The organism is Actinoplanes sp. ATCC 53533, assembly GCF_003947245.1.
In genome coordinates this window covers 34,072-55,074 of sequence record NZ_QHHV01000029.1, presented here as the reverse complement: position 1 = coordinate 55,074, position 21,003 = coordinate 34,072, and the positions used below count along the sequence as shown (strand labels likewise).

Here is a 21,003-nt window from a genome sequence, read left to right as displayed (position 1 = left end):
CGAGATTTAGGGGAACGCCTGCATGCCTGACACCCTGATCGCCCCGCGGGGCATCGTTAGCCCCGCCACGGACCCTCAGGTCAGCACGCAGCACCCGGCGACCCCGATCGGGTGGCACCGCCGCCTCGCCCGCGTCGGCGTCCTCGCCGTCGTCATCGCCGCGCTGGGCGTGGCCGCCGCGATCCTGCCGCTGCAGGCCATCGCGGACTCGGTCGTCGCCCTCGGGCCGGCGGCCGCCGTCGCGATCGCGGTCGTCGGAGGCCTGCTCCTGTCGGTGCTGGTCCCCCGCACCGCGATCACCCTGGCCTGCGGCGCCCTGCTCGGCCCGGCCACGGGAGCGGCCACCGCGCTGGCCGCGGCCATCATCGCGGCCGTCGCGACCTACTACGCGGGCCGCTGGGCGGGCCGGGGCGTCCTGGGCGCGAGGGCGGGCGGCAAGCTCGACCGCCTGGACGGCTGGCTGAACCGCCGCGGCCTGTCGGCGGTCCTCCTGGTCCGCTTCCTGCCGCTGGCGCCGTTCGGCCTGATCGGATACGCCTACGGCACCACCTCGGTGTGCCGCAAGCGCTACCTGCTGGGCACGACGCTGGCCTCGGTCCCGTCGGCGGTCTCCTACGCGGTGATCGGCGCAGCGGTGGCCTCCCCCGGCTCGATGAACCCCCTGACGCTGGCCCCGGCCGCGATCGGCATCGGCCTGACCACGACAATCGTGCTGCGCTGGCGCCTGGCCGCCCGCCGCGACGCTGCGGCCGCCGCGCTGGCCACTCCGGTCGCCGCCTGACCCACCCCGGCCGGATGAATTCCGACCCCGAACGACGAACGACGAACGGCCCGCCGCGACCGCGGCGGGCCGTTTCGCGCTTCCGGTGCCCTTGCCGGTCCACGCCCGCCCCGCCTACCCGCCATCCCGAAGGGTCACCCCGTCGAGCGGCGGGCAGGCCAGCGATCCCCTGGGCGGGCATGACAGCGGCCGGGTAGGCGAGCAGGCCAGCCACCGGGCCAGGCGGAGCGAGCTGGCGGACCGAGCAGGCCAAGCAGGCCGGCGAGCCACTCAGGCCGTGCAGGCCGCCGCCTGCCGGCTACCGACCGGCGGCTGGGCTAGCGGTTTGCGGCTGGAGCTGACGACTGACGGTCAACGGACGCGGACGGCGGGCAGCGGGCAGCGGGCAGCGGGCAGCGGGCAGCGGAGGATCCCAGCGCCCTCGCCGCGCGTTTCAGGACAACCGGGCGAGGTCCGTGAAGAAGTCCGGGTAGGTCTTGGCGACGCAGCCCGGGTCCGCGATCTCGATCCCCGGCGACCTCAGCCCCAGCAGCGACAAGCTCATCGCCATCCGGTGGTCCTCGTAGGTAGCGAACCGGGTCGGCCGCGGCGTTCCCGGGTGGATCGTGAAGCCGTCCTCGTCCTCGACCGCGTCGATGCCGGCCCGGCGCAGCTCGGTCACCACCGCCGCTACCCGGTCGGTTTCCTTGCCGCGGATGAAGCCGATCCCGCGGACCCGGGTCGGCGAGTCGGCGAAGACCGCCACCGCGGCCAGCGTCTGCGCCGTGTCCGAAATGTCGGCCATGTCGACGTCTACGCCGTGCAGCGGGCCGCCCGCGGTGACCGTCAGCTCGTTCGCCGAGCGGGTCACCGTCGCGCCCATCCGGCCCAGCACGTCCGCGAAGCCGACGTCGCCCTGCAGGCTGCCCGTGCCGAGCCCGCGTACCGTCACCCGGCCGCCCGCGATCGCCGCCGCGCCCAGGAAGTAGGACGCCGCGCTCGCGTCCGGCTCCACCGCGTACTCGGTGGGGCGGTAGAGGGCCGGCGCCACGGTGAGGCCGTCGACCCGCACGCCGAAGGCCGCCATCACCGCCCGGGTCATCTCCACGTAGGGCACCGACACCAGCGGGGAGGTCAGCTCCACGGCCAGGCCCTCGGCCATCAGCGGGCCGGCCATCAGCAGGCCGGAGAGGAACTGGCTGGAGATGTGCCCGCTGACCTCGACCCGGCCGCCACGCAGCGGGCCGCGCACCGTCGCCGGCAGGAACCCGGTCGCGGAGACCTCCGCGCCCAGGTCGCGCAGCGCGTCCAGGACCGGCCCGAACGGCCGGGCGCGCAGCTGCGGGGTGCCGTCGACCACGGTACGGCCGGGACGCAGCGCCGCCGCGGGCAGGATGAACCGGGACGTGGTGCCGGACTGCCGGGCGTCCACGGCCGCGTCCGACGACCCGGTACGGGGGTCCACCCCCGTCACCCGCAGCACAGCCGCCTCGGCGTCCGCGTCGACGGTCGCGCCCAGGGCGACCACCGCGCCGAGCATGGCCCGGGTGTCGTCGGCGAACAGGGCGCCGGTCAGCGTCGAGGTGCCCGGGGTCAGCGCGGCGCAGAGCAGCGCCCGGTTGGTGATGCTCTTCGACCCGGGTGGGCGCACGGTGGCATCCAGGGGCGAGCTCAGCGGGGCGACGGTCAGCACGTCCGGAAGATCAGCCATGTCCGAAATTCTGCCGGGCCGCCGCGCAGCCGCCGCAGCCCGGCCCACCGGTGTCCTGCATGTGGAACGGCCCGCCGCGATGCGACGGGCCGTCCTTCATACAAGAGCGTCAGACCACGACGCTGACCAGCCGGCCGGCGACCACGATCACCTTGCGGGGCTCGCGGCCCGCCAGCACCTCGGCGACCGACTCCAGCGCCGCCGCGCGTACCGCGTCCTCGGTCGTGTCCGGCGCGACCTCGACCCGGCCGCGGACCTTGCCGTTCACCTGCACCGGGTAGGTGATCGACTCGGCGACCAGCTGGGCCGGGTCGGGCACCGGGAAGTCGGCGTACGCCAGCGTGTCGTCGTGGCCCAGCTTGCGCCACAGTTCCTCGGCCAGGTGCGGGGCGAACGGCGACGTCATCAGCACCAGCGGCTCGATCGCCTCGCGCGACACCGTGCCCAGCGGGGTCAGCGCGTTGGTCAGCTGGATCAGCTTGGCGATGGCCGTGTTGAAGCGCAGCTCGTCCATGTCCTCGCGGACCCCGTCGATGGTGCGGTGCAGCACCCGCCGGGTCGCCGGGTCCAGCGGCTCGTCGGTGACCCGCACCGCGCCGGTCTCCTCGTCCACCACCAGGCGCCAGACCCGCTGCAGGAAGCGCTGCGAGCCGACGGCCGCGCGGGTGTCCCAGGGGCGGGACACGTCCAGCGGGCCCATCGCCATCTCGTACACCCGGAAGGTGTCGGCGCCGTACTGCTCGCTCATGTCGTCGGGGGTGACGACGTTCTTCAGCGACTTGCCCATCTTGCCGTATTCGCGGGCCACTTCCTGATCGCCGAAATACCACTTGCCGTCGCGCTCGACGACCTCCTCGGCGGGCACGATGACGCCGCGGGCGTTCCGGAACGCGTACGCCTGGATGTAGCCCTGGTTGAACAGCTTGCGGAACGGCTCGAAGGACGAGATGTGGCCCAGGTCGTACAGCACCTTGTGCCAGAAGCGGGCGTACAGCAGGTGCAGCACCGCGTGCTCGACGCCGCCGACGTACAGGTCCACGCCGCCGCAGTCCGCCGCGTCGCGGGGGCCCATCCAGTAGGCCTCGTTCTCCGGGTCGACCAGCGCCTTGTCGTTGTGCGGGTCCAGGTAGCGCAGCTCGTACCAGCACGAACCCGCCCATTGCGGCATGGTGTTGGTCTCGCGGGTGTAGGTGCGCACCCCGTCGCCCAGGTCCAGCTCGACGGTGACCCAGTCCTTCTTGCGCGACAGCGGCGTCTCCGGGTCGCTGTGCTCGTCGTCGGGGTCGAAGGTGCGCGGCGAGAAGTCGTCGGTGTCCGGCAGGACCACCGGCAGCATCGAGTCGGGCAGCGCGACGGGCAGGCCGGTCTCGTCGTAGACGATCGGGAACGGCTCGCCCCAGTAGCGCTGCCGGCTGAACAGCCAGTCGCGCAGCCGGAACGTGGTCGCGCCCCGGCCGTGGCCGTGCTCCTCCAGCCAGGTGATCATCGCGGCCTTGGCGTCGGCCACGGCCATGCCGTTCAGCCAGTCGCTGTTGATCGCGGGCGCCTCGCCGGTGAAGGCGCCGTCGAAGCCGTCCGGCGCCTGCACCGTACGGATGATCGGCAGGTCGAAGACCTCGGCGAACGCCCAGTCGCGCTCGTCCTGCCCGGGCACCGCCATGATCGCGCCGGTGCCGTAGCCGGCCAGCACGTAGTCGGCGATGAAGACCGGGATGCGCGCGCCGTTGACCGGGTTGGTCGCATACGCGCCGGTGAAGACACCCGTCTTGACCTTGGCGTCGGCGGTCCGCTCCTCCTCGGTCTTGGCCGCGGCTTCGATCCGGTACGCCGCCACCGCCACCGCCGGGCTCGGGTGCCCGCCCGTCCAGGCCGGCTTGGTGCCCTCCGGCCAGGCGGCCGGGACGACCGAGTCGACCAGGGTGTGCTCGGGCGCCAGCACCATGTAGGTCGCGCCGAACAGGGTGTCGGGCCGGGTGGTGAAGACGCTGATCACATCGTCGCCGCCGACCGGGAAGTCCACGTGCGCGCCCTTGGACCGGCCGATCCAGTTGCGCTGCATCAGCTTGACCGGCTCGGGCCACTCCAGCGTGTCCAGGTCGTCGACCAGCCGGTCGCCGTAGGAGGTGATCCGCATCATCCACTGCTTCAGGCTGCGCTTGAAGACCGGGAAGTTGCCGCGCTCGCTGCGCCCGTCCGGGGTGACCTCCTCGTTGGCCAGCACGGTGCCCAGCCCCGGGCACCAGTTGACCGGCGCCTCGCTGACGTACGCCAGCCGGTAGTCGTTGATCACCTGGCGGCGCTCGGTGCCGGACAGCTCGGCCCACGCCCGCCCGTCCGGGGTCTCCCGCTCACCCGCCTCGAACTGCCCGACCAGGATCTCGATCGGCTTGGCCTTCGAGTCGGTGGGGTCGAACCAGGAGTTGAAGACCTGCAGGAAGATCCACTGGGTCCAGCGGTAGTACTCCGGGTCGGTGGTGGAGAAGCTGCGCCGCTCGTCGTAGGCCAGGCCCAGCCGGCGCAGCTGACCGCGGTAGCGCTCGACGTTGGCCTCGGTGGTGATCCGCGGGTGGGTGCCGGTCTGCACCGCATACTGCTCGGCGGGCAGGCCGAACGCGTCGAAGCCCATCGGGTGCAGCACGTTGTATCCGGCCATCCGCTTGTAGCGGGTGTAGGAGTCCGTGCCGATATAGCCCAGCGGGTGCCCGACGTGCAGGCCCGCGCCGGACGGGTAGGGAAACATGTCCTGAACGTGCAGTTTCGGCGCCCCCGCGCGCGGGTGGCCGGGGTCGGCCAGCTCACCGGTCGGGTTCGGCGCGTGGAACGTGCCGCGGTCGGCCCAGTAGGCCTGCCAGCGGGGCTCGATCTCCGCGGCCAGGGCCGCCGTGTAGCGGTACGGCGGGACGTCCGCGTTGCTCTCGGACTCGCTCATCGTCACCATCTCGATCATTGGAAGTCAGTCGACAGGATCACCTACTTCAGGGCACAAAAAAGCCCCTCTCGCAGGAGGGGGCGCCGCGCTGTTCTCTGCTAAGAGATCAACACGGCTTGCTAAGAAGCAGGAACGACCGAGCCATGACTGCATGATACCGGGCGTCCGGTTCTCGCGGCGACCGGTATCAACCTTACCGATTCGTAACCTATCCGATATGCGTGTCCAGTTGACCACAGGCGGTTACTGACGCTAATGCGCCCTCGGCAGCTTGCTGTGACCGGGCTAACCTGTTGGGAACGGGCGGCGAGCGCCGGAGGCCCACGGACCGCCGGCCGCCCGCGAACCTTCGGTTCCTTTTCTACGTAGGCACGTAGGAAGGGGCTTGAACGACATGGAGGAGGCCCGTGACAACGCCAACCTGGGACCAGCCCGGCGGTCCCATGCCGAGTGATGAGTTCCTCGCCGCAAGCGGGGCCATCATGGCCAACATCGAGCAGGTCATCGAGGGCAAGAGCGCGACGGTCCGGCTGGCACTCGCCGTGCTGCTCGCCGAAGGCCATCTGCTGATCGAGGACGTGCCCGGCGTCGGCAAGACCAAGCTCGCCAAGGCGCTCGCCCGCTCGATCGACTGCTCGGTCCGGCGCATTCAGTTCACCCCCGACCTGCTGCCCAGCGACGTGACCGGGGTCAGTGTCTACAACCAGGAGACGCGCGACTTCGAGTTCAAGCCGGGCGCCGTGTTCGCCAACCTGGTGGTCGGCGACGAGATCAACCGGGCCTCCCCCAAGACCCAGTCCGCCCTGCTGGAGTGCATGGAGGAGCGGCAGGTCACCGTCGACGGCACCACCTACGAGCTGCAGGCGCCGTTCATGGTCATCGCGACCCAGAACCCGATCGAGATGGAGGGCACCTACCCCCTCCCCGAGGCGCAGCGCGACCGCTTCACCGCCCGCATCGCGATGGGTTACCCGGACCCGCGCGCCGAGATGGCGATGCTCAACAGCCACGGTGCCCACGACCCGCTGAACGACCTGCGCGCCGTCTCCGACGCCGCCCTGGTCCGCCGGCTGATCGCCACCGCCCGCGACGTGCACGCGTCCGAAGCCGTCCAGCAATACGCGATCGCGCTGGTCACGGCCACCCGGGAGGCGCCGGAGATCCGCCTCGGCGCGTCGCCGCGATGCACCCTGCAGCTCATCCGTACGGCCAAGGCCGTCGCGGCCCTGGAGGGCCGCGACTACGTCCTGCCGGACGACCTGCAGACCCTGGCGGTGCCGGTGCTGGCTCACCGCATCATCCCGACGGCCGACGCCCAGCTGAACAGGCGCACCACCGACGCCATCGTCGCCGAGATCGTGCACCGGCTCCCCCTGCCGCACGACCGCAGCCGCTCGCCGTACGACACGCGTGCGGTCGGCGACACCCGCGGGCAGTACGAGTCCCGGGGGCGCTGACATGCGGGAGGCTATGCGGGGACTGACCACCCGCGGCCGTTCCTTCCTGGCCGCCGGCTCGGCGGCCGGCGTCTCCGCGTTCATCCTCGGGGAGAAGGACCTGCTGCGCGTGGCCATCCTGCTGGCCATGCTGCCGCTGCTGGCCGCGGCGTACGTGGGCCGCAGCCGCTACAAGCTGGCGTGCACCCGCTCGCTGGAGCCCGGCCGCGCGCCGGTCGGCTCCAGCGCGCGGGTCATCCTGCGCCTGCAGAACATGTCCCGGCTGCCCACCGGCACGCTGCTGCTGGAGGACCGGCTGCCGTACGCCCTGGGCAGCCGGCCCCGGGTGGTGCTGGAACGGCTCGGCGCGCACCAGGCCAGCTCGGTGGCATACACGGTCCGCGCCGACGTGCGCGGCCGTTACCCGGTCGGCCCGCTGGTGATCCGGCTGACCGACCCGTTCGGACTGTGCGAGTTGACCCGTTCGTTCCCCAGCGTCGACCGGCTCACGGTCATCCCGCAGGTCGTCCCGCTGCCGGCGGTACGGCTCGCCGGCGAATACGCGGGCACCGGCGACAGCCGCGCCCGCTCGGTGGCCGTGCACGGCGAGGACGACGCGGCGACCCGGGAATACCGGCGCGGCGACGACCTGCGCCGGGTGCACTGGCGCTCCACGGCCCGCACCGGTGAGCTCATGGTGCGCCGCGAGGAGCAGCCCTGGGAGAGCCGGGCCACCGTGGTGCTGGACACCCGGCTGGCCGCGCACCGCGGCGAGGGCCCGACGGCGAGCTTCGAATGGGCCGTCTCGGGGGCCGCCAGCATCGCCATGCACCTGCGCCAGGCCGGCTACAAGCTGCGCCTGGTGACCGGCGCCGGGGTGGACGTCGACGCCACCGAGATCGGCGGCGAGGGCGCGATCCTGGACACCCTCGCCGACGTCAAGCTGACCGACGCCGGCGACATCTCGGTCCTGGTCGACCAGGTCCGCCGGCGTTCCGACGGCGGCCTGGTGATCGGCCTGTTCGGCACGCTCAGCGTGGCCGAGGCCGAGGTGCTGACCGGGCTGCGGGGCAACGGCGCGACCTGCATCGGGTTCGCGATCGACAGTTCGACCTGGGTGAACATGACGTCCGCGGACCGCGTCGAGGCCGACCGGGCGCACGGCGCCACGGCGCTGGCGCTGGTCCGCAGCGGCTGGCGCTCGGTGCCGGTCGCGCACGGCGACTCGCTCGCCGCGCTCTGGCCGGCGGCCGGCCGCGGCTCGCAGGGGTTCGCCTACCGGGCGGCCATGGCGGAGACGGTCGGGCGATGAGGGGAGTTCTACGGTGACCGGGCGACGACGACTGGGGCTCGTGGCGGCGGCCGCGACCCTGCTGGCGGCGGCACCGCTGTCGGCGATCTTCGACACCTGGACCTGGCTGCTGCAGTGCGTCCTGGCGGTCGGCCTGGTCGCCGGCGCGGCGGTGCTGACCCGTACGCTGCGGTTCCCCACCTGGGCGCAGGCGCTCAGCATGGTCGTGGTGCTGCTGCTGACCCTGACCTGGATGTTCCCCAGCGGCGACGAGTTGCTGTCGCTGATCCCGGCACCGGCGACGTTCGAGCACTTCGGCGCGCTGTTCAGCGACGCCGGCAACGACACCCGCTCGTACGGCGTCCCGGTCCCGGACCGCGAGGGCCTGCTCTTCGTCGCGGTCCTCGGCATCGGCGCGGTCGCCATCGCGGTCGACCTGATCGCCGTCGTGGCCCGCCGGCCGGCCCTGGCCGGCCTGCCGATGCTGGCCATCTACTCGGTCCCGGTCGCCGTCTACGTCGACAGCGTCCCGGTGTTCCCGTTCATCGTCGGCGCTACCGGCTTCCTCTGGCTGCTGGTCGCCGACAACGTGGACCGGGTCCGCCGCTTCGGCCGCCGGTTCACCGGCGACGGCCGCGACGTCGACGTGTGGGAGCCCTCGCCGCTGGCCGCGGCCGGGCGCCGGCTCGCCGTCATCGGCGTCGCCACCGCCGTGCTGCTGCCGCTGATCATCCCGGGCCTCAACACCGGCCTGCTCAACACGCTCACCCAGGTCGGCTCCGGCACCGGCACGGGCGGCGCGGGCAGCGGCGGCACCGGGCGGATCAACCTGTTCGCGTCGCTGAGCGGCCAGCTCAACCAGACCCAGGTCACCAACTACGTCCGGGTCAAGACCAACGAGCCGGACCCGTTCTACCTGCGCTTCGGCGTCGGTGACGTGCTGAGCGCCGACGGCGTCGGCAACCGCGCACCGAACGGCCGGCCGCTCTCCCGCGGCCTGGAGGACCCCCGGGAGGGCGGCACCGAGGCCGGCGGGCAGTTCAAGCAGTATCGCGCCGAGGTGGAGATCACCAACGACTTCGGCCAGACCCTGGCGCCGGTCTACTCGACGCCGATCGAGACCGACGGCCTCGACGGCGCCTGGTCCTACGACCCGAACACCCAGGTGGTCTACTCCAACCGCACGACCACCAAGGGCAAGAAGTATTCGTTCGACTACGTCCGGGCCAAATACACCGCCGCCGAGCTGCGCACGGCCCAGGAGCTCCCGCGCGACAACCCGCTGCGCGCCCAGTTCACGACGGCGCCGGACGACCCCCAGGTCAAGGAGCTGGTGGACGGCCTGGTCAAGGGCAAGGACACCGAGTACGACAAGGTCATGGCGATCTACCGGTACTTCTCCCGGGACAACGGCTTCACGTACAGCCTGCAGACCGCGGACCCGAAGGCCGGCGCTTCGGCGATCGCGGCGTTCCTGCAGGGCAAGGCGGGCTACTGCCAGCAGTATTCGGCGGCGATGACGTGGATGGTCCGCGCGGCGGGCATCCCGGCCCGGGTGGCGTTCGGCTTCACCCGCGGCAGCATCCGCGACGGCGACGCGTACGTCCTGACCAACCGCAACGCCCACGCCTGGACCGAGGTCTACCTGGACGGCTTCGGCTGGGTGCCGTTCGACGCGACCCCGGCGGCCGCCGTGGTCGGCTCGAGCCGCTCGGACTGGGCCCCGGACACGGACGCGGTGCAGGCCCCGACGGCGACGTCGACGGCCACGGCCGCACCGGGCGCCGACCCCTCGTCGTCGGCCGGCGCGGCGAACCGCCCCGACCGCGACCCTGACGCGGGCGGCCTCGACGCGGCGGGCTCGACCGGCCAGTCGGTCCTGTCCCCGACGGTCCTGCTGACGGTGGCGATCATCGCGCTGGTGCTGGCGCTGCTGGCGGTGCCGGCCCTGCGCAGAGTCCTGGTTCGCAAGCGCCGGCACGCGGCGACGGTCCCCAAGGCCGCGGCGGTGGCGGCGACCGGCCCGGCCCCGCCGGGCTCCCGCGAGGTCGTGGTCACCACCGAGGCGGTCCGCGCCCGCGAGGACGCACACGCGGCGTGGGACGAGCTGGTGGACACGATGGTCGACTACCGCGTGCCGGTGGACCCGACGGAGACGCCGCGGCACACGGCCCAGCGCCTGGTCCGCGAGGCGGACCTGCGGGAAACCCCGGCGGAGTCGGCGACGCTGCTGGGCCGGGCGGAGGAGCGAGCCCGGTACGCCCGCCAGCCGCTGCAGGGCGGCGAGCTGACGGCGGCGCTGCACCAGGTCCGCAAGGGCCTGGCCAAGACGTCGACCAGGCGCACCCGGCTGATCGCGATCGTGCTGCCGCCGTCGGTGCTGCTCCGGTGGCGGATGGGCATGGGTGACGTGTCGGCCCGCTGGGTGGACGGTTTCAGCCGGGGCCGGGACCTGCTGGTCCGCTTCAGCCCTCGGCGCCTGCTGGCGAACAAGGCCCGCTGACCCGGGCCACCCGCACCACCGACGCCGCCCTGTTGGATCTCGATCCGGCAGGGCGGCGTCTCGGTCGCACGCCCCGGCTTGACGATCAAGGGGCCAGCCATCAACTTTGGCCTTCACCGCCTGTGCACTCGAACAAGAGACGAACACACCCCCACCGAAAGGATCTTGACGGACGGTCACGTCCACCCGGCGGCTTGTTCACGGCCCGTGTGTCGAGTCGGGAAGCGGTGCCGCGCGGCCCGGCCGCAATCTTGGAGCGCTGCGGTGTGCTCGGCACCGCAGCTCATCAAGGTCGCGCCGAGCGACGACGAAATGGGTGGTTTGAGAGGTTAGACGCCAGGAGGTGGGACGGATTGTTCACCCAGCGGTACGCAGCCCCGTATCTCGGGGCTGGGGCCAAGATCTCCCCGCAGCGAGGCTGTGGAGGAGGGCACGCGGCGGCTGGCGGAGTTCCCCGCGGCGTCCTGGGCCGGGCGTAGCAATGAGCGGCGTCCCTCGCCGGGACGCCGCTTCGGTTTGCGGCTCATCGTCAACCGATGAGCGTTGCGGCTCATCGTCAACCGATGAGCGTTGCGGCTCATCGTCAACCGATGAGCGTTGCGGCTCATCGTCAACGATGAGCGTGCGGATACGGCGATGGCGGCCGGATGGCCGCCATTCGTCGCCGCTGGTTGTCGGGGTTAGCGATGGCCCTCGGGACGCTGACGCCAGCGATCCTCGAGTCGTTCGATGAAGCCCGACTTCCGGGTCTGCCGGGTGCGGCGGGTCGCGGTGCCACCGACGGCGTGCAGGTCAGGCGCCTGCCCCTTTCGGCGGCTCTGCATCCCGAACGCTGCGGCGGCCAGCATGACCACGAATCCCGCCACGCCGAGCAGCGTGTTGCTACTCACCGTGCCGTAGACAACCAGCGCTAGACCAGCGACGATCACGAACGCGGCGACCACGAGTCGACGACGAGCGTGGAAACGCGGGTCGCTGGCCCGCACAGCCGAGGCGAATTTGGGGTCCTCGGCAAGCGACTGCTCGATTTGATCGAACAGCCGCTGCTCGTGCTCCGAGAGCGGCACGGCATTCCTCCCCGGGCGCATGTCCGGCCCCCCGGCGTTGGTGCAGGCGGGCCGATGGTGCGAGACAGCCGACCGGCTGCCTTACCGCAAGTCTACGAGGGCGTTGGCGGGTCGGAAAGCGGGACGACCGTCGAGTGCGGGTGATTTTCGGTTCTGCGTTGATCGGTTTGTCCCAAAAGACTGGCCGGTCCGACGATGGAGCGGCCGAATCGGGCCGCCAGGGCGTCCGTCGCGGCCTCCGCCTCGCGCCAGCCGCGCTCCGGCTCACCCAGCGTGAGCTGGCGTGATGCGGACGCCGCGGCGGTGAGCCCCTCGACCCGGACGCCGACGAGACGGATCGGCTCGCTCGCGCGCAGCGCCTCGAACAGCGCCCACGAAGTCGCGAAAATCTCCCGCGCCACATCGGTGTTCGTCGGCATCGTGCGGGACCGGTTGACCGTCCGGAAGTCCGCCAGCCGGATCTTGATCGTCACCGTCCGGCCGACGTGGCCGCCGGCGCGCAGCCGGCCGCCGACCTTGTCGGCCAGCGCCAGCAGGCTGCGCCGGATCGTCGCCGGGTCGGTGACGTCGGTGTCGTAGGTCAACTCGGCGCCGACCGACTTTTCGACGTGCTCGGAGACGACCCGGCGCGAGTCGCGCCCCCAGGCGAGCTCGTGCAGGTGCGCCGCGGACGCCTCGCCGAGCGCGGCACGCAGCATGCCCAGCGGCGCGGCGGCCAGGTCACCCACCGTCATCAGGCCCAGCCTGCGCAGCGTCTCGGCGGCCCGCTCGCCCACGCCCCAGAGCGCGTCCACCGGCAGCGGGTGCAGGAAGTCGAGCACCTGACCGGCCGGGACGACGATGACGCCGTCGGGCTTGGCCCGGGTCGAGCCCAGCTTGGCCACGAACTTGCTCGGCGCGACCCCGACCGAGCAGGTCAGCCGCTGCTCCTCGGTGATCCGGGCGCGGATGTCGCGGGCGATCAGCGCCGGGCGGCCGAGCAGGCGCTGGGCGCCGGCCACGTCGAGGAAGGCCTCGTCCAGCGAGAGGGGCTCGACCAGCGGCGTGACGTCGCGGAAGATCCGCATGACGGCGGCCGAGGCGGCCGAATATTCGGTGAAGTCGGGGGGCAGGAACACCGCGTGCGGGCACAGGGCCCGGGCCCGCATGGCCGGCATCGCGCTGCGGATGCCGTAGCGGCGGGCCTCGTAGCTGGCCGAGCTGACCACGCCGCGGGGGCCGAGCCCGCCCACGACGACCGGCTTGCCGCGCAGGTCGGGGCGGCGGCGGACCTCGACGGCGGCGAAGAACGCGTCCATGTCGACGTGCAGGATCGTGCAACCCGCGTCGTCGGCCTCCGGCCCGAACCGCGGATCACGACCCCGGCCGATGACCTGACTCCGTCCCACGATCAGCAACCTATCCCCGGGGTACGACAAAAAACGACGGCACAGGAACAGGCGGCCACCGACACGAGCGGCGAAGAGCCGATCAGCGGACGATCACCAGCGGAACGGTCATCTCGGCCGCGGTCACCGACCCGTGGTATCCGACCAGCCGCCCGGCCGCCGGCGGCTCCCACCCGCTGGCGACAACCACCGCCCGCCCCTGGCAGATCACCACCACGTCACCGAGCCGGCTCAGGTGCGCCGGCGGCACCGGCCCGTACCAGCCGCCCGCGATCGCCTCCTCGCGGGTGAGCACCCAGGCCGCGTCGCCCAGCACCCCGCGCCACGCGGCGATCACGTCGTCGCGCGCGCCGTCCTCGACGTACAGGTAGCGGACCCGGGGTTCGCCCGAGACCGCGACGATCCCGGCCGCCAGCACCGGGTCCGAGCCAAGGTCAAAACGCCCCTCCAGAGGCACGTTGAGCTGTCCGTGGTCGGCGGTGACCAGCAGCGCGGCACCGGCCGGCAGCCCGTCGACCAGCCGCTCGACGAGGCTCCCGACCTCGACCGCCGCCTCCTGCCAGGGCAGCGAGCCCACCCCGGCCACGTGCCCCTGGTGATCGAGGTCCGGGTGGTAGCCGTAGACCAGGCCGGGCCGGGCCAGCGCCGCCAGCATCCGGGTGGACAGCGCGAGCGGGTCGCCACCGCCGGAGAACGCGGCGCCCCGGTTCGCGGCCACGGTCAGGCCCGTCCCCTCGAACTCCGGCCGGGTCACCTGGGTGACGTTGACCCCCGCGGCGGTTGCCGTCTCGAAGCGGGTGGGCAGCGGCTGCCAGTCGGCCGGGTCGGGATCGTCCTTCCACTGGATGTGGTTGAGGATGCCGCCGTCGGGCTTGCGCAGGGTGAAGCCCAGGACACCGTGCGCGCCGGGCAGCGCGCCGGTGCCGAGAGTGACCAGGCTGACCGGGGTCGTGGAGGGAAAACCCGAGGTCAGGGCCCGGGTGGGCAGCTCGCGCAGGATCGGGGCGTGCGCCGCGGCGACCGGGATCTGGTACGTCCCCAGCCCGTCGACCAGCAGCACCGCGATCCGGTCGACGCCCGCCAGCTGAGCGCCGAGGCCCAGCACGTCCGTGGCGCCGGGCACCCCGAGCACCGCGCTGACGCTGGGCATCAGGTCTGCCAGGCTGGCACTCCCGTACGCGGGCCGCACCGGAGTGAGAGCCTCCGGCGGCAGGTGATCGGTCACGGGCGCCGCGCGAAGAGGTGCAGCTGGGAGGCGATGTCGCGGAACGGCGGCCGGGCGGAGAGCGCCAGCTCCAGCTCCAGCATCGCCTGTGGGTCGGCCTCCACCACGGCGGCCGGCACCAGGTCGGCGAGCACGCGCACCCCGTGGATCTCCTCGACGGTGAGCCCCGCCGCGGTCAGCAGCGCCGACGCGGTCTCCGCGTCGTATCGCCGGCGCAGGGTGTCCCGGACGCCGGCCCGGCCCTCGTCGTCGCCCAGCAGCGCGGCCGCCGCCCCGAGGTTGCCGTTGACCGCCCGGCCCAGCACGGCCGCGGCCCGGCCGGCGACCAGCAGGCTGACGGCACCGCCGGGGCGCAGCGCGGCGCCGATCGCGGCGACGACCTTGGCCGGGTCGTCGACGACCTCCAGCACGGCGTGGCAGAGGATCAGGTCGGCGCTGCCCGGCGCGACCAGCCCGGCGAGCGCGTCGCCGTCGCCCTGGACCGCGCGGACCCGGTCGGCCACGCCCGCGTCGGCGGCGCGGCGGGTCAGCGCGGCGAGGGCGTCGGGGCTGGCGTCCACGACGGTGACGGTGTGTCCCGCCTCGGCGAGCGGCACGGCGAAGCCGCCCGTGCCGCCGCCGACATCCAGCACGGTCAGCTCACGCCCGGCGCTGCGGTCGAGCTCGCGGCGCAGCACGGCCCAGACGGCAGCGGTACGCACGGTGACGGGCGGGCGGGGGGTTCGCGTCGATGCGGTGTCCACCTGCGCAGCGTATCGGCCGGGCGCTGCTCAGAAGGCCGTGAGGACCCCGGTCGTCCGGTTCATGTCGCATCTGTTGCCGAATTTGTGCGACCAGTCCACCCTGCGGCCCTGCCAGGTGCCCTTGACCTGGGCGGTGATCGGCGCGTACTCCATCGTGCACATCATCGCGGCGGGCCTGAGGCGGGCCGGGTCGCCACCGATCCTGGCCAGCGACCGGCAGGCCTGGGCCTTCTTCGGGTGGGCGCCACCGGCCGGGTCGCAGCGCAGCTTCACCGCGGCGGCGTAGCCGGCATCCGCCAGGTAGCTGACCGTGAGGTCGGTCTTCTTCGCCGTGGCCGCGGCGGCCGGGTCCGCCGCCAGCAGGAGGGCGGCGGCGGCCGTGGCGGCGATGGTACGGATCATGACGGTCTCCCCGATGACACATTTCGGTGCGCATCCGGTCTACGCCAGAAAAGGTGCAGGACGCGCAGAACGGAAATATAGTGCCCGTTCAGCGGAAGTCGCGGGAGGCCGGGCTGATCGGCGGGGTGACCGCCTCCAGCCGGTCCGCCACCAGGTTGAGCACCCCCTCGGACTTCTCCAGGCGCCCCCGCACGATCAGCGCCGCGCTGCTGCGGGCCACCCGCCGGTACCGCTGCCACAGCCCCGGCGAACAGGTCACGTTGAGCATCCCGGTCTCGTCCTCCAGGTTGATGAAGGTGACCCCGCCCGCCGTCGCCGGCCGCTGCCGGTGGGTGACGATGCCGCCGACCCGGATCCGGGTGCCGGCCTCGACCCGGCCCAGCCGCGCGATCGGCAGCGCGCCGGCGCGCTCCAGCTCGGCCCGGATGAACTGGGCGGGATGCGCGTCCGGGGACAGGCCGGTCGCCCAGACGTCCGCGACCAGCTTGTCCACCTCGGCCATGCCGGGCAGCGTCGGGGCGGTCATGCCGGTGACCGTACCCGGCAAGCGGTCCGGTTTGTCCTGGGCGGCGGCCCCCGCCGCCCAGAGTGCCTCGCGCCGCGAAAGGCCGAAACCCGCGAAGGCGTCGGCGGTCGCGAGGGCCTCCAGGTGGGCGGTCGAGCATCCGGCCCGGCGCGCGAGATCCGCGAGATCCCGGTACGGTCCGTGCGCGCGCCGCTCGTCCTCGATGGCCTTGGCCAGGTCGTCGCCGAGGGTACGGACGCTGCTCAGTCCCATCCGCACGGCCGGGCCGCCGAGCCCCCAGGCGTGCGGCGGCTCCCCGGGCTCGCCGCCCCAGCGGGTCCGCGCGGTCGACTCCAGGACCGCGGCGGCGGCGCTGCGGTTGATGTCCGGGCGGCGCACCTCGACGCCGTGCCGGCGGGCGTCGTCGACCAGCGACTGCGGCGAGTAGAAGCCCATCGGCTGGGCGTTGAGCAGGGCCGCGCAGAACGCCGCCGGGTGATAGCGCTTGAGCCAGGAACTGGCGTAGACCAGGTAGGCGAAGCTCATCGCGTGGCTCTCCGGAAAGCCGTAGCTGGCGAACGCGGACAGCTTCACGAACAGGTCGTCGGCGAGCTCACCGGTGATCCCGCGCTCGGCCATGCCCTGGTAGAGCCGGGTCTTGATCCGTTCCATCCTCTCCACGGACCGCTTGGAGCCCATCGCGCGGCGCAGCTGGTCGGCCTCGGCCGGGTCGAAGCCCGCGACGTCGATGGCCAGCTGCATCAACTGCTCCTGGAACAGCGGCACGCCGAGGGTCTTCTCCAGCGCGTTGCGCATCAGCGGATGCGGATAGCTCACGTCTTCCAGGCCGTTCTTGCGCCTGATGAAGGGGTGCACCGAGCCGCCCTGGATGGGGCCCGGCCTGATCAACGCGACCTCGACGACCAGGTCGTAGAACTCCCTCGGCTTGAGGCGGGGCAGCGTCGCCATCTGCGCGCGGCTCTCCACCTGGAAGACCCCGACCGAATCGGCCCGGCACAGCATCGCGTAGACCTCGGGATCGTCCAGCCGCATGGTGCCGATGTCCAGGTCGGACTCGATCATGTCGTACGCGTAGTGCAGCGCCGACAGCATCCCCAGCCCCAGCAGGTCGAACTTGACCAGCTCGATCGCCGCGCAGTCGTCCTTGTCCCACTGCAGCACCGTGCGCCCCGGCATCCGCCCCCACTCCACCGGGCACACCTCGATGATCGGCCGGTCGCAGATGACCATGCCGCCGGAGTGGATGCCCAGGTGCCGGGGAAAATTCTGCACCTCGTTGGCGAACGCCACGACGTGGGCGGGAATGTCCTCATTGTCGACCGACGCCACCCCGGGCCGACCACCCCGCCCCCACCCTTGACCGGACTGAAGACCGCCCCACCGGTCGATCTGCTTGCTCCACGCATCCTGCTGCCCGGGCGAGAAACCAAAAGCCTTGGCCATATCCCGTACGGCGGAACGCGGGCGATACGAGATCACGTTGGCCACCTGTGCCGTGTGCTCCCGGCCGTACCGGCGGTAGACGTACTGGATGACCTCCTCGCGGCGGTCGGACTCGATGTCGACGTCGATGTCCGGCGGCCCGTCCCGCTCGGGGGCCAGGAACCGCTCGAAGAGCAGGTCGTACGCGACGGCGTCCACGTTGGTGATGCGCAGGGCGTAGCAGACCGCCGAGTTGGCGGCCGAGCCCCGGCCCTGGCAGTAGATGTCCTGGTCCCGGCAGAACTTCACGATGTCGTAGACCACCAGGAAGTACCCGGGGAAGTTCAGCTCCTCGATCATCTTCAGCTCGTGCTCGATCTGCGCGTACGCCTTCGGATGCGCCTGCGGCGGCCCGTACCGCTCCCGCGCCCCCCGCATGGTCAGCTCCCGCAGCCAGCTCATCTCGGTGTGCCCGGCCGGGATGTCGAAGTCGGGCAGCTTCGGCGCGACCAGGTTGAGATCGAAGGCGAGATCATCACCGAACATCGCGGCGTTCTCCACCGCACCCGGATAGGCGGCGAACCGCCGGCGCATCTCGGCACCGCTGCGCAGATGGGCGGTGCCGGCGGCGGGCAGCCAGCCGTCCATGTCGTCGAGGCTGCGCCGCGCCCGCACGGCGGCCAGCGCGGTGGCCAGCCGGCGCCGCGCGGGGGTCGCATAGTGCACGTTGTTGGTCGCGACGACCTCGATCCCGCGGCCGCGGGCCAGCTCGTACAGGGCGTCGTTACGGTCGTCATCGTACGGATCGCCGTGCGCGCTCAGCTCCACCGCGACGTTGCCGCGGCCGAACAAAGCGACAAGCCGGTCCAGCTCGTACGCGGCGGCGGGCACCCCGCCCCGCGCCAGCGCCCGGGGCACACTGCCCTTGCGGCAACCGGTCAGGACCAGCACGTGGTCACGCAGGACCGCGGCGACGTCCTCCAGGTCGCCGTACGCCGGTTTGCCCTTCTCCTCGCCGTCGAGCTGACCGCGGGAGATGGTGCGGGCCAGCCGGGCGTACCCCTCGGGCCCGTGCGCGAGGGCGAGCAGATGCCGGCCCTCGGGATCGGCCTCGCCGTTCTGCGGCCTGGTGAGATCCAGCGACAACTCGGCGCCGAAGATGGTGGGCAGCCCCAGCTCGCGGGCGGCCTCCGAAAACCGCACGACCCCGTAGAACCCGTCATGATCGGTGACGGCGAGCCCGGTGAGCCCCAGGCGGGCGGCCTCCTCGGCGAGCTCCTCGGGATGGCTGGCACCGTCCAGGAAACTGAAGTTGGTGTGACAGTGCAGCTCGGCGTACCGGTCGCGACTGGCTGCCCGAGCCAGCACCGGCGCCTGATAGGGCTGCCGCTTGCGACTCCAGGCGGGGGAATCCCCGCCGTCCCCGTCGACGGCGAGCGGATCGACGACGTGCAGGTGCCGCTTGCCGGAGAGCGTGCCCTCCAACGTGGACCACGGCATCCGCGGATTATGAAAACTCACTGTCCCGCCCCGTTAGTCATAGAACTCGCTGTCCCGCCCCGTTAGTCATAGAACTCACTGTCTCGCCCCGTTAGTCATAGATGGCCTCGATCGCCCAGTGCCCGGAGACCAGGGAGAGCAGCAAGGCCCGGCCGTCACCGAGAACGACCTGGAACCGCGCCCGGCGGCGGGCCTCGGCCGGGGCCCACCAGCGCTCATCGACCGGCCACGGCCCGGCCCAGCCGGTAATCTCGACGGGAGCGCCGGCACCGGCGGCACCGAGGAGCAGGTAGGCGGGGTCGCCGGTGAGCTCAAGCCGGGCGCTGACACCGACGGGCCGCCGGTCGGCATCGAGCACGACGGCGGGCAGGGCCTGCGGAAGAACCAGGGCGGGCGCGGGGCTGGGCAGGCGACCGGGCCAGGGCGGCATCGGTACGGGCCGCTTGCGCTGCCTCCCCCGCACGGCCTCCTTGCCCGTCCCCCGCCGACCGCCGCCCCCACCCGCGCCCCCATCGCCAGCCCTCTGCCGGTTGTCGCCCCCGGCCGCGTCCTCATCACCAGCCTTTGGCCGGCCGTCGCTTCCGGCGGCGTCCTCATCACCAGCCTTCGGCCGGCCGTCGCTTCCGGCAGCGTCCTTTTCGGCCGGTGGTGCTGGTAGGGCTACCAACGCGGGCGGATCGGTCAGGGCGACCACCGCGGGTTCGAGTGCCGGCAGCGGGGTGGCCGGTTCGCCGGTGGGCCGGTCCGGGGTGCGCTCGTCACCCCACGGGACCAGGCGCACCTGATCGTCCGCGGAACGGCCACCGCCGAGCACGGCCGTCAGCACCGCCTCCGGCCCCAGCAGACCCTGGATGCGGCTCAGTGCGCGATGGGCACGTTCCCGCTCGGCGCCGGCGTCACCCCACAGGCCGGGCTGCAGCCCGAGATGGACGAGAACGCCGTCGGGGACGAGCCGCAGCCGGACCAGCCCGGCGGTGGGCCGGTTCGGCGCGCCCCGGCGGGCGCCGGTGAGCCAGCCGTCGAGCTGCCACCGTACGCGTTCGGCGATGGCCGCGGCCGTGAGCAGGCCCTCGTGCCGCCACACCCGGTGCAGTTCCTGCCCGTCGGCGGTGACCGCCTCGATGCCGAGCCGCGTGCAGGCCAGCCCGTGCGCGGCCAGCCGGTCGTGCAGCCGCTCGGCCAGCACCCGGCCGGCGAACGCGGCGACGTCGACCCGTTCGAGCGGCTCGTCGTAGGTGTCACTGACATCCAGGTCGGGCGGCGGCTGCCGCACCGCGAGCGGCCGATGATCGAGGCCACCGGCGAGCCGGTGCGCAAGCGCCCCGTCGAACCCGAACCGCGTAAGCACATCGGAAGCGGGCAGCGCGGCGAAATCCCCGAGACTCTTGACCCCCAACCGCCGGAGCAGGTCGGCCAACTCGGGCCGCTCCAGCGCATCGACGGGCACGGCGGCAAGAAACTCCCGGGTACGCCCGGAGGCGACAATCGTCCCAGAACGCGCGGCGAGCCCGGCGGCGAAAACCCCATCGGCGATCCCGACCTGACTCTCGACGGCGCAGGCCTGAGCGACCTGCTCAACGATCCGCTCGGCGGCGAGCTCCTCGCCCCCGAAGTATCGCGAGGGCCCCCGAGCGGCAAGCGCACAAGCCCCCGGCCGAATAACCTCGACCCCGACGGCAACCTCCTCGACGGCGGCGACCACCGGCTCGAAAGCCCGGGCATCCCGCCCAGGATCATGATCGACAACAACAAGCTGAGGACAACGACTCTGCGCCTCCCGCCGCCGCAGCCCACGCCGCACCCCATCGGCACGCGCGGCCTCGGAGCAGGCAAGAACCCGGTTCCCATGCAGAACGGCAACGGCCCCGGAAGCAACAACCCCATCAACAATCTCCGCGGCGACAACCGGCCAATCCGGACACCAAAGCAGCAAGGTCCGCACCCCGACAGGCCCGCTCACGCGCACCCCACCCCCGCTCGCCGCTCACCGGCGGCAAGACGCCTTGCCGCCGCAGGCTCGGCGCTCGCAGCCGGCGGCGAAGCTGATGCCGCGGAAAGGATCGGCGTGACAGACGCGAGCAGAGCGGAGCCCGTCGACTC

At 72.5% G+C, this 21,003-nt stretch carries 13 protein-coding genes; 4 read left to right on the top strand and 9 right to left on the bottom strand.

The window, feature by feature from the left end; translation table 11 throughout:
- Nucleotides 1-22 precede the first annotated feature (22 nt).
- Nucleotides 23-781, top strand: coding sequence for a TVP38/TMEM64 family protein (locus DMB66_RS11755; RefSeq protein WP_125804083.1), 759 nt, complete (start codon nt 23-25; stop codon nt 779-781).
- A gap of 433 nt (nt 782-1,214) precedes the next feature.
- On the opposite strand, the gene aroA is transcribed toward DMB66_RS11755, so the two are convergent.
- Together aroA and leuS are read right to left on the bottom strand one after the other, a co-directional pair.
- Nucleotides 1,215-2,471 carry a 3-phosphoshikimate 1-carboxyvinyltransferase gene (gene aroA, locus DMB66_RS11750; RefSeq protein WP_125804082.1) on the bottom strand — a complete coding sequence of 419 codons (1,257 nt, stop codon included), beginning with the start codon at nt 2,469-2,471 and terminating at the stop codon, nt 1,215-1,217.
- Nucleotides 2,472-2,580: 109 nt separating this feature from the next.
- The gene (gene leuS, locus DMB66_RS11745; RefSeq protein ID WP_125804081.1) at nt 2,581-5,400 is read right to left on the bottom strand and encodes a leucine--tRNA ligase; all 2,820 of its coding nucleotides are present in this window, start codon (nt 5,398-5,400) and stop codon (nt 2,581-2,583) included.
- A gap of 407 nt (nt 5,401-5,807) precedes the next feature.
- Between leuS and DMB66_RS11740 the strand changes: the two genes are divergently transcribed.
- From DMB66_RS11740 to DMB66_RS11730, 3 genes are read left to right on the top strand one after another with little or no spacing between them, the layout of a single operon-like run.
- Complete coding sequence (locus DMB66_RS11740; RefSeq protein WP_125804080.1) at nt 5,808-6,857, top strand: MoxR family ATPase; 1,050 nt, start codon at nt 5,808-5,810, stop codon at nt 6,855-6,857.
- A gap of 1 nt (nt 6,858) precedes the next feature.
- Complete coding sequence (locus DMB66_RS11735; protein ID WP_125804079.1) at nt 6,859-8,148, top strand: DUF58 domain-containing protein; 1,290 nt, start codon at nt 6,859-6,861, stop codon at nt 8,146-8,148.
- Nucleotides 8,149-8,161: 13 nt separating this feature from the next.
- On the top strand, nt 8,162-10,630 hold the full coding sequence (locus tag DMB66_RS11730) for a DUF3488 and transglutaminase-like domain-containing protein (protein ID WP_125804078.1): 2,469 nt from the start codon (nt 8,162-8,164) through the stop codon (nt 10,628-10,630).
- A gap of 680 nt (nt 10,631-11,310) precedes the next feature.
- Here the strand turns inward: DMB66_RS11730 and DMB66_RS11725 are convergent.
- The 7 genes from DMB66_RS11725 to DMB66_RS11695 form a co-directional block, all read right to left on the bottom strand.
- Nucleotides 11,311-11,697, bottom strand: a complete 387-nt coding sequence (locus tag DMB66_RS11725; protein ID WP_125804077.1) for a DUF3040 domain-containing protein — start codon at nt 11,695-11,697, stop codon at nt 11,311-11,313.
- A 92-nt stretch (nt 11,698-11,789) separates the two neighbouring features.
- Nucleotides 11,790-13,085: a DNA polymerase IV gene (locus DMB66_RS11720; RefSeq protein ID WP_125804076.1), complete on the bottom strand. Its 1,296-nt coding sequence runs from the start codon at nt 13,083-13,085 to the stop codon at nt 11,790-11,792.
- Between the two features lie 82 nt (nt 13,086-13,167).
- The gene (locus tag DMB66_RS11715; protein WP_125804095.1) at nt 13,168-14,235 is read right to left on the bottom strand and encodes an alkaline phosphatase family protein; all 1,068 of its coding nucleotides are present in this window, start codon (nt 14,233-14,235) and stop codon (nt 13,168-13,170) included.
- Nucleotides 14,236-14,306: 71 nt separating this feature from the next.
- Nucleotides 14,307-15,053, bottom strand: a complete 747-nt coding sequence (locus DMB66_RS11710) for a methyltransferase domain-containing protein (RefSeq protein ID WP_125804075.1) — start codon at nt 15,051-15,053, stop codon at nt 14,307-14,309.
- A gap of 27 nt (nt 15,054-15,080) precedes the next feature.
- The gene (locus tag DMB66_RS11705; RefSeq protein ID WP_125804074.1) at nt 15,081-15,455 is read right to left on the bottom strand and encodes an SSI family serine proteinase inhibitor; all 375 of its coding nucleotides are present in this window, start codon (nt 15,453-15,455) and stop codon (nt 15,081-15,083) included.
- 88 nt (nt 15,456-15,543) lie between these two features.
- Nucleotides 15,544-18,924, bottom strand: a complete 3,381-nt coding sequence (locus DMB66_RS11700; RefSeq protein WP_125804073.1) for an error-prone DNA polymerase — start codon at nt 18,922-18,924, stop codon at nt 15,544-15,546.
- 70 nt (nt 18,925-18,994) lie between these two features.
- Nucleotides 18,995-20,863: a DNA polymerase Y family protein gene (locus DMB66_RS11695; RefSeq protein WP_125804072.1), complete on the bottom strand. Its 1,869-nt coding sequence runs from the start codon at nt 20,861-20,863 to the stop codon at nt 18,995-18,997.
- Nucleotides 20,864-21,003 lie beyond the last annotated feature (140 nt).

What these genes read in the sequence shown, in the direction of transcription:
- DMB66_RS11755 (WP_125804083.1), top strand. Translation starts at nt 23, where the DNA reads ATGCCTGACACCCTGATCGCCCCGCGGGGCATCGTTAGCCCCGCCACG.
- DMB66_RS11705 (WP_125804074.1), bottom strand. Translation starts at nt 15,455, where the DNA reads ATGATCCGTACCATCGCCGCCACGGCCGCCGCCGCCCTCCTGCTGGCG.
- leuS (WP_125804081.1), bottom strand. Translation starts at nt 5,400, where the DNA reads ATGAGCGAGTCCGAGAGCAACGCGGACGTCCCGCCGTACCGCTACACG.
- aroA (WP_125804082.1), bottom strand. Translation starts at nt 2,471, where the DNA reads ATGGCTGATCTTCCGGACGTGCTGACCGTCGCCCCGCTGAGCTCGCCC.
- DMB66_RS11735 (WP_125804079.1), top strand. Translation starts at nt 6,859, where the DNA reads ATGCGGGAGGCTATGCGGGGACTGACCACCCGCGGCCGTTCCTTCCTG.
- DMB66_RS11715 (WP_125804095.1), bottom strand. Translation starts at nt 14,235, where the DNA reads ATGCCCAGCGTCAGCGCGGTGCTCGGGGTGCCCGGCGCCACGGACGTG.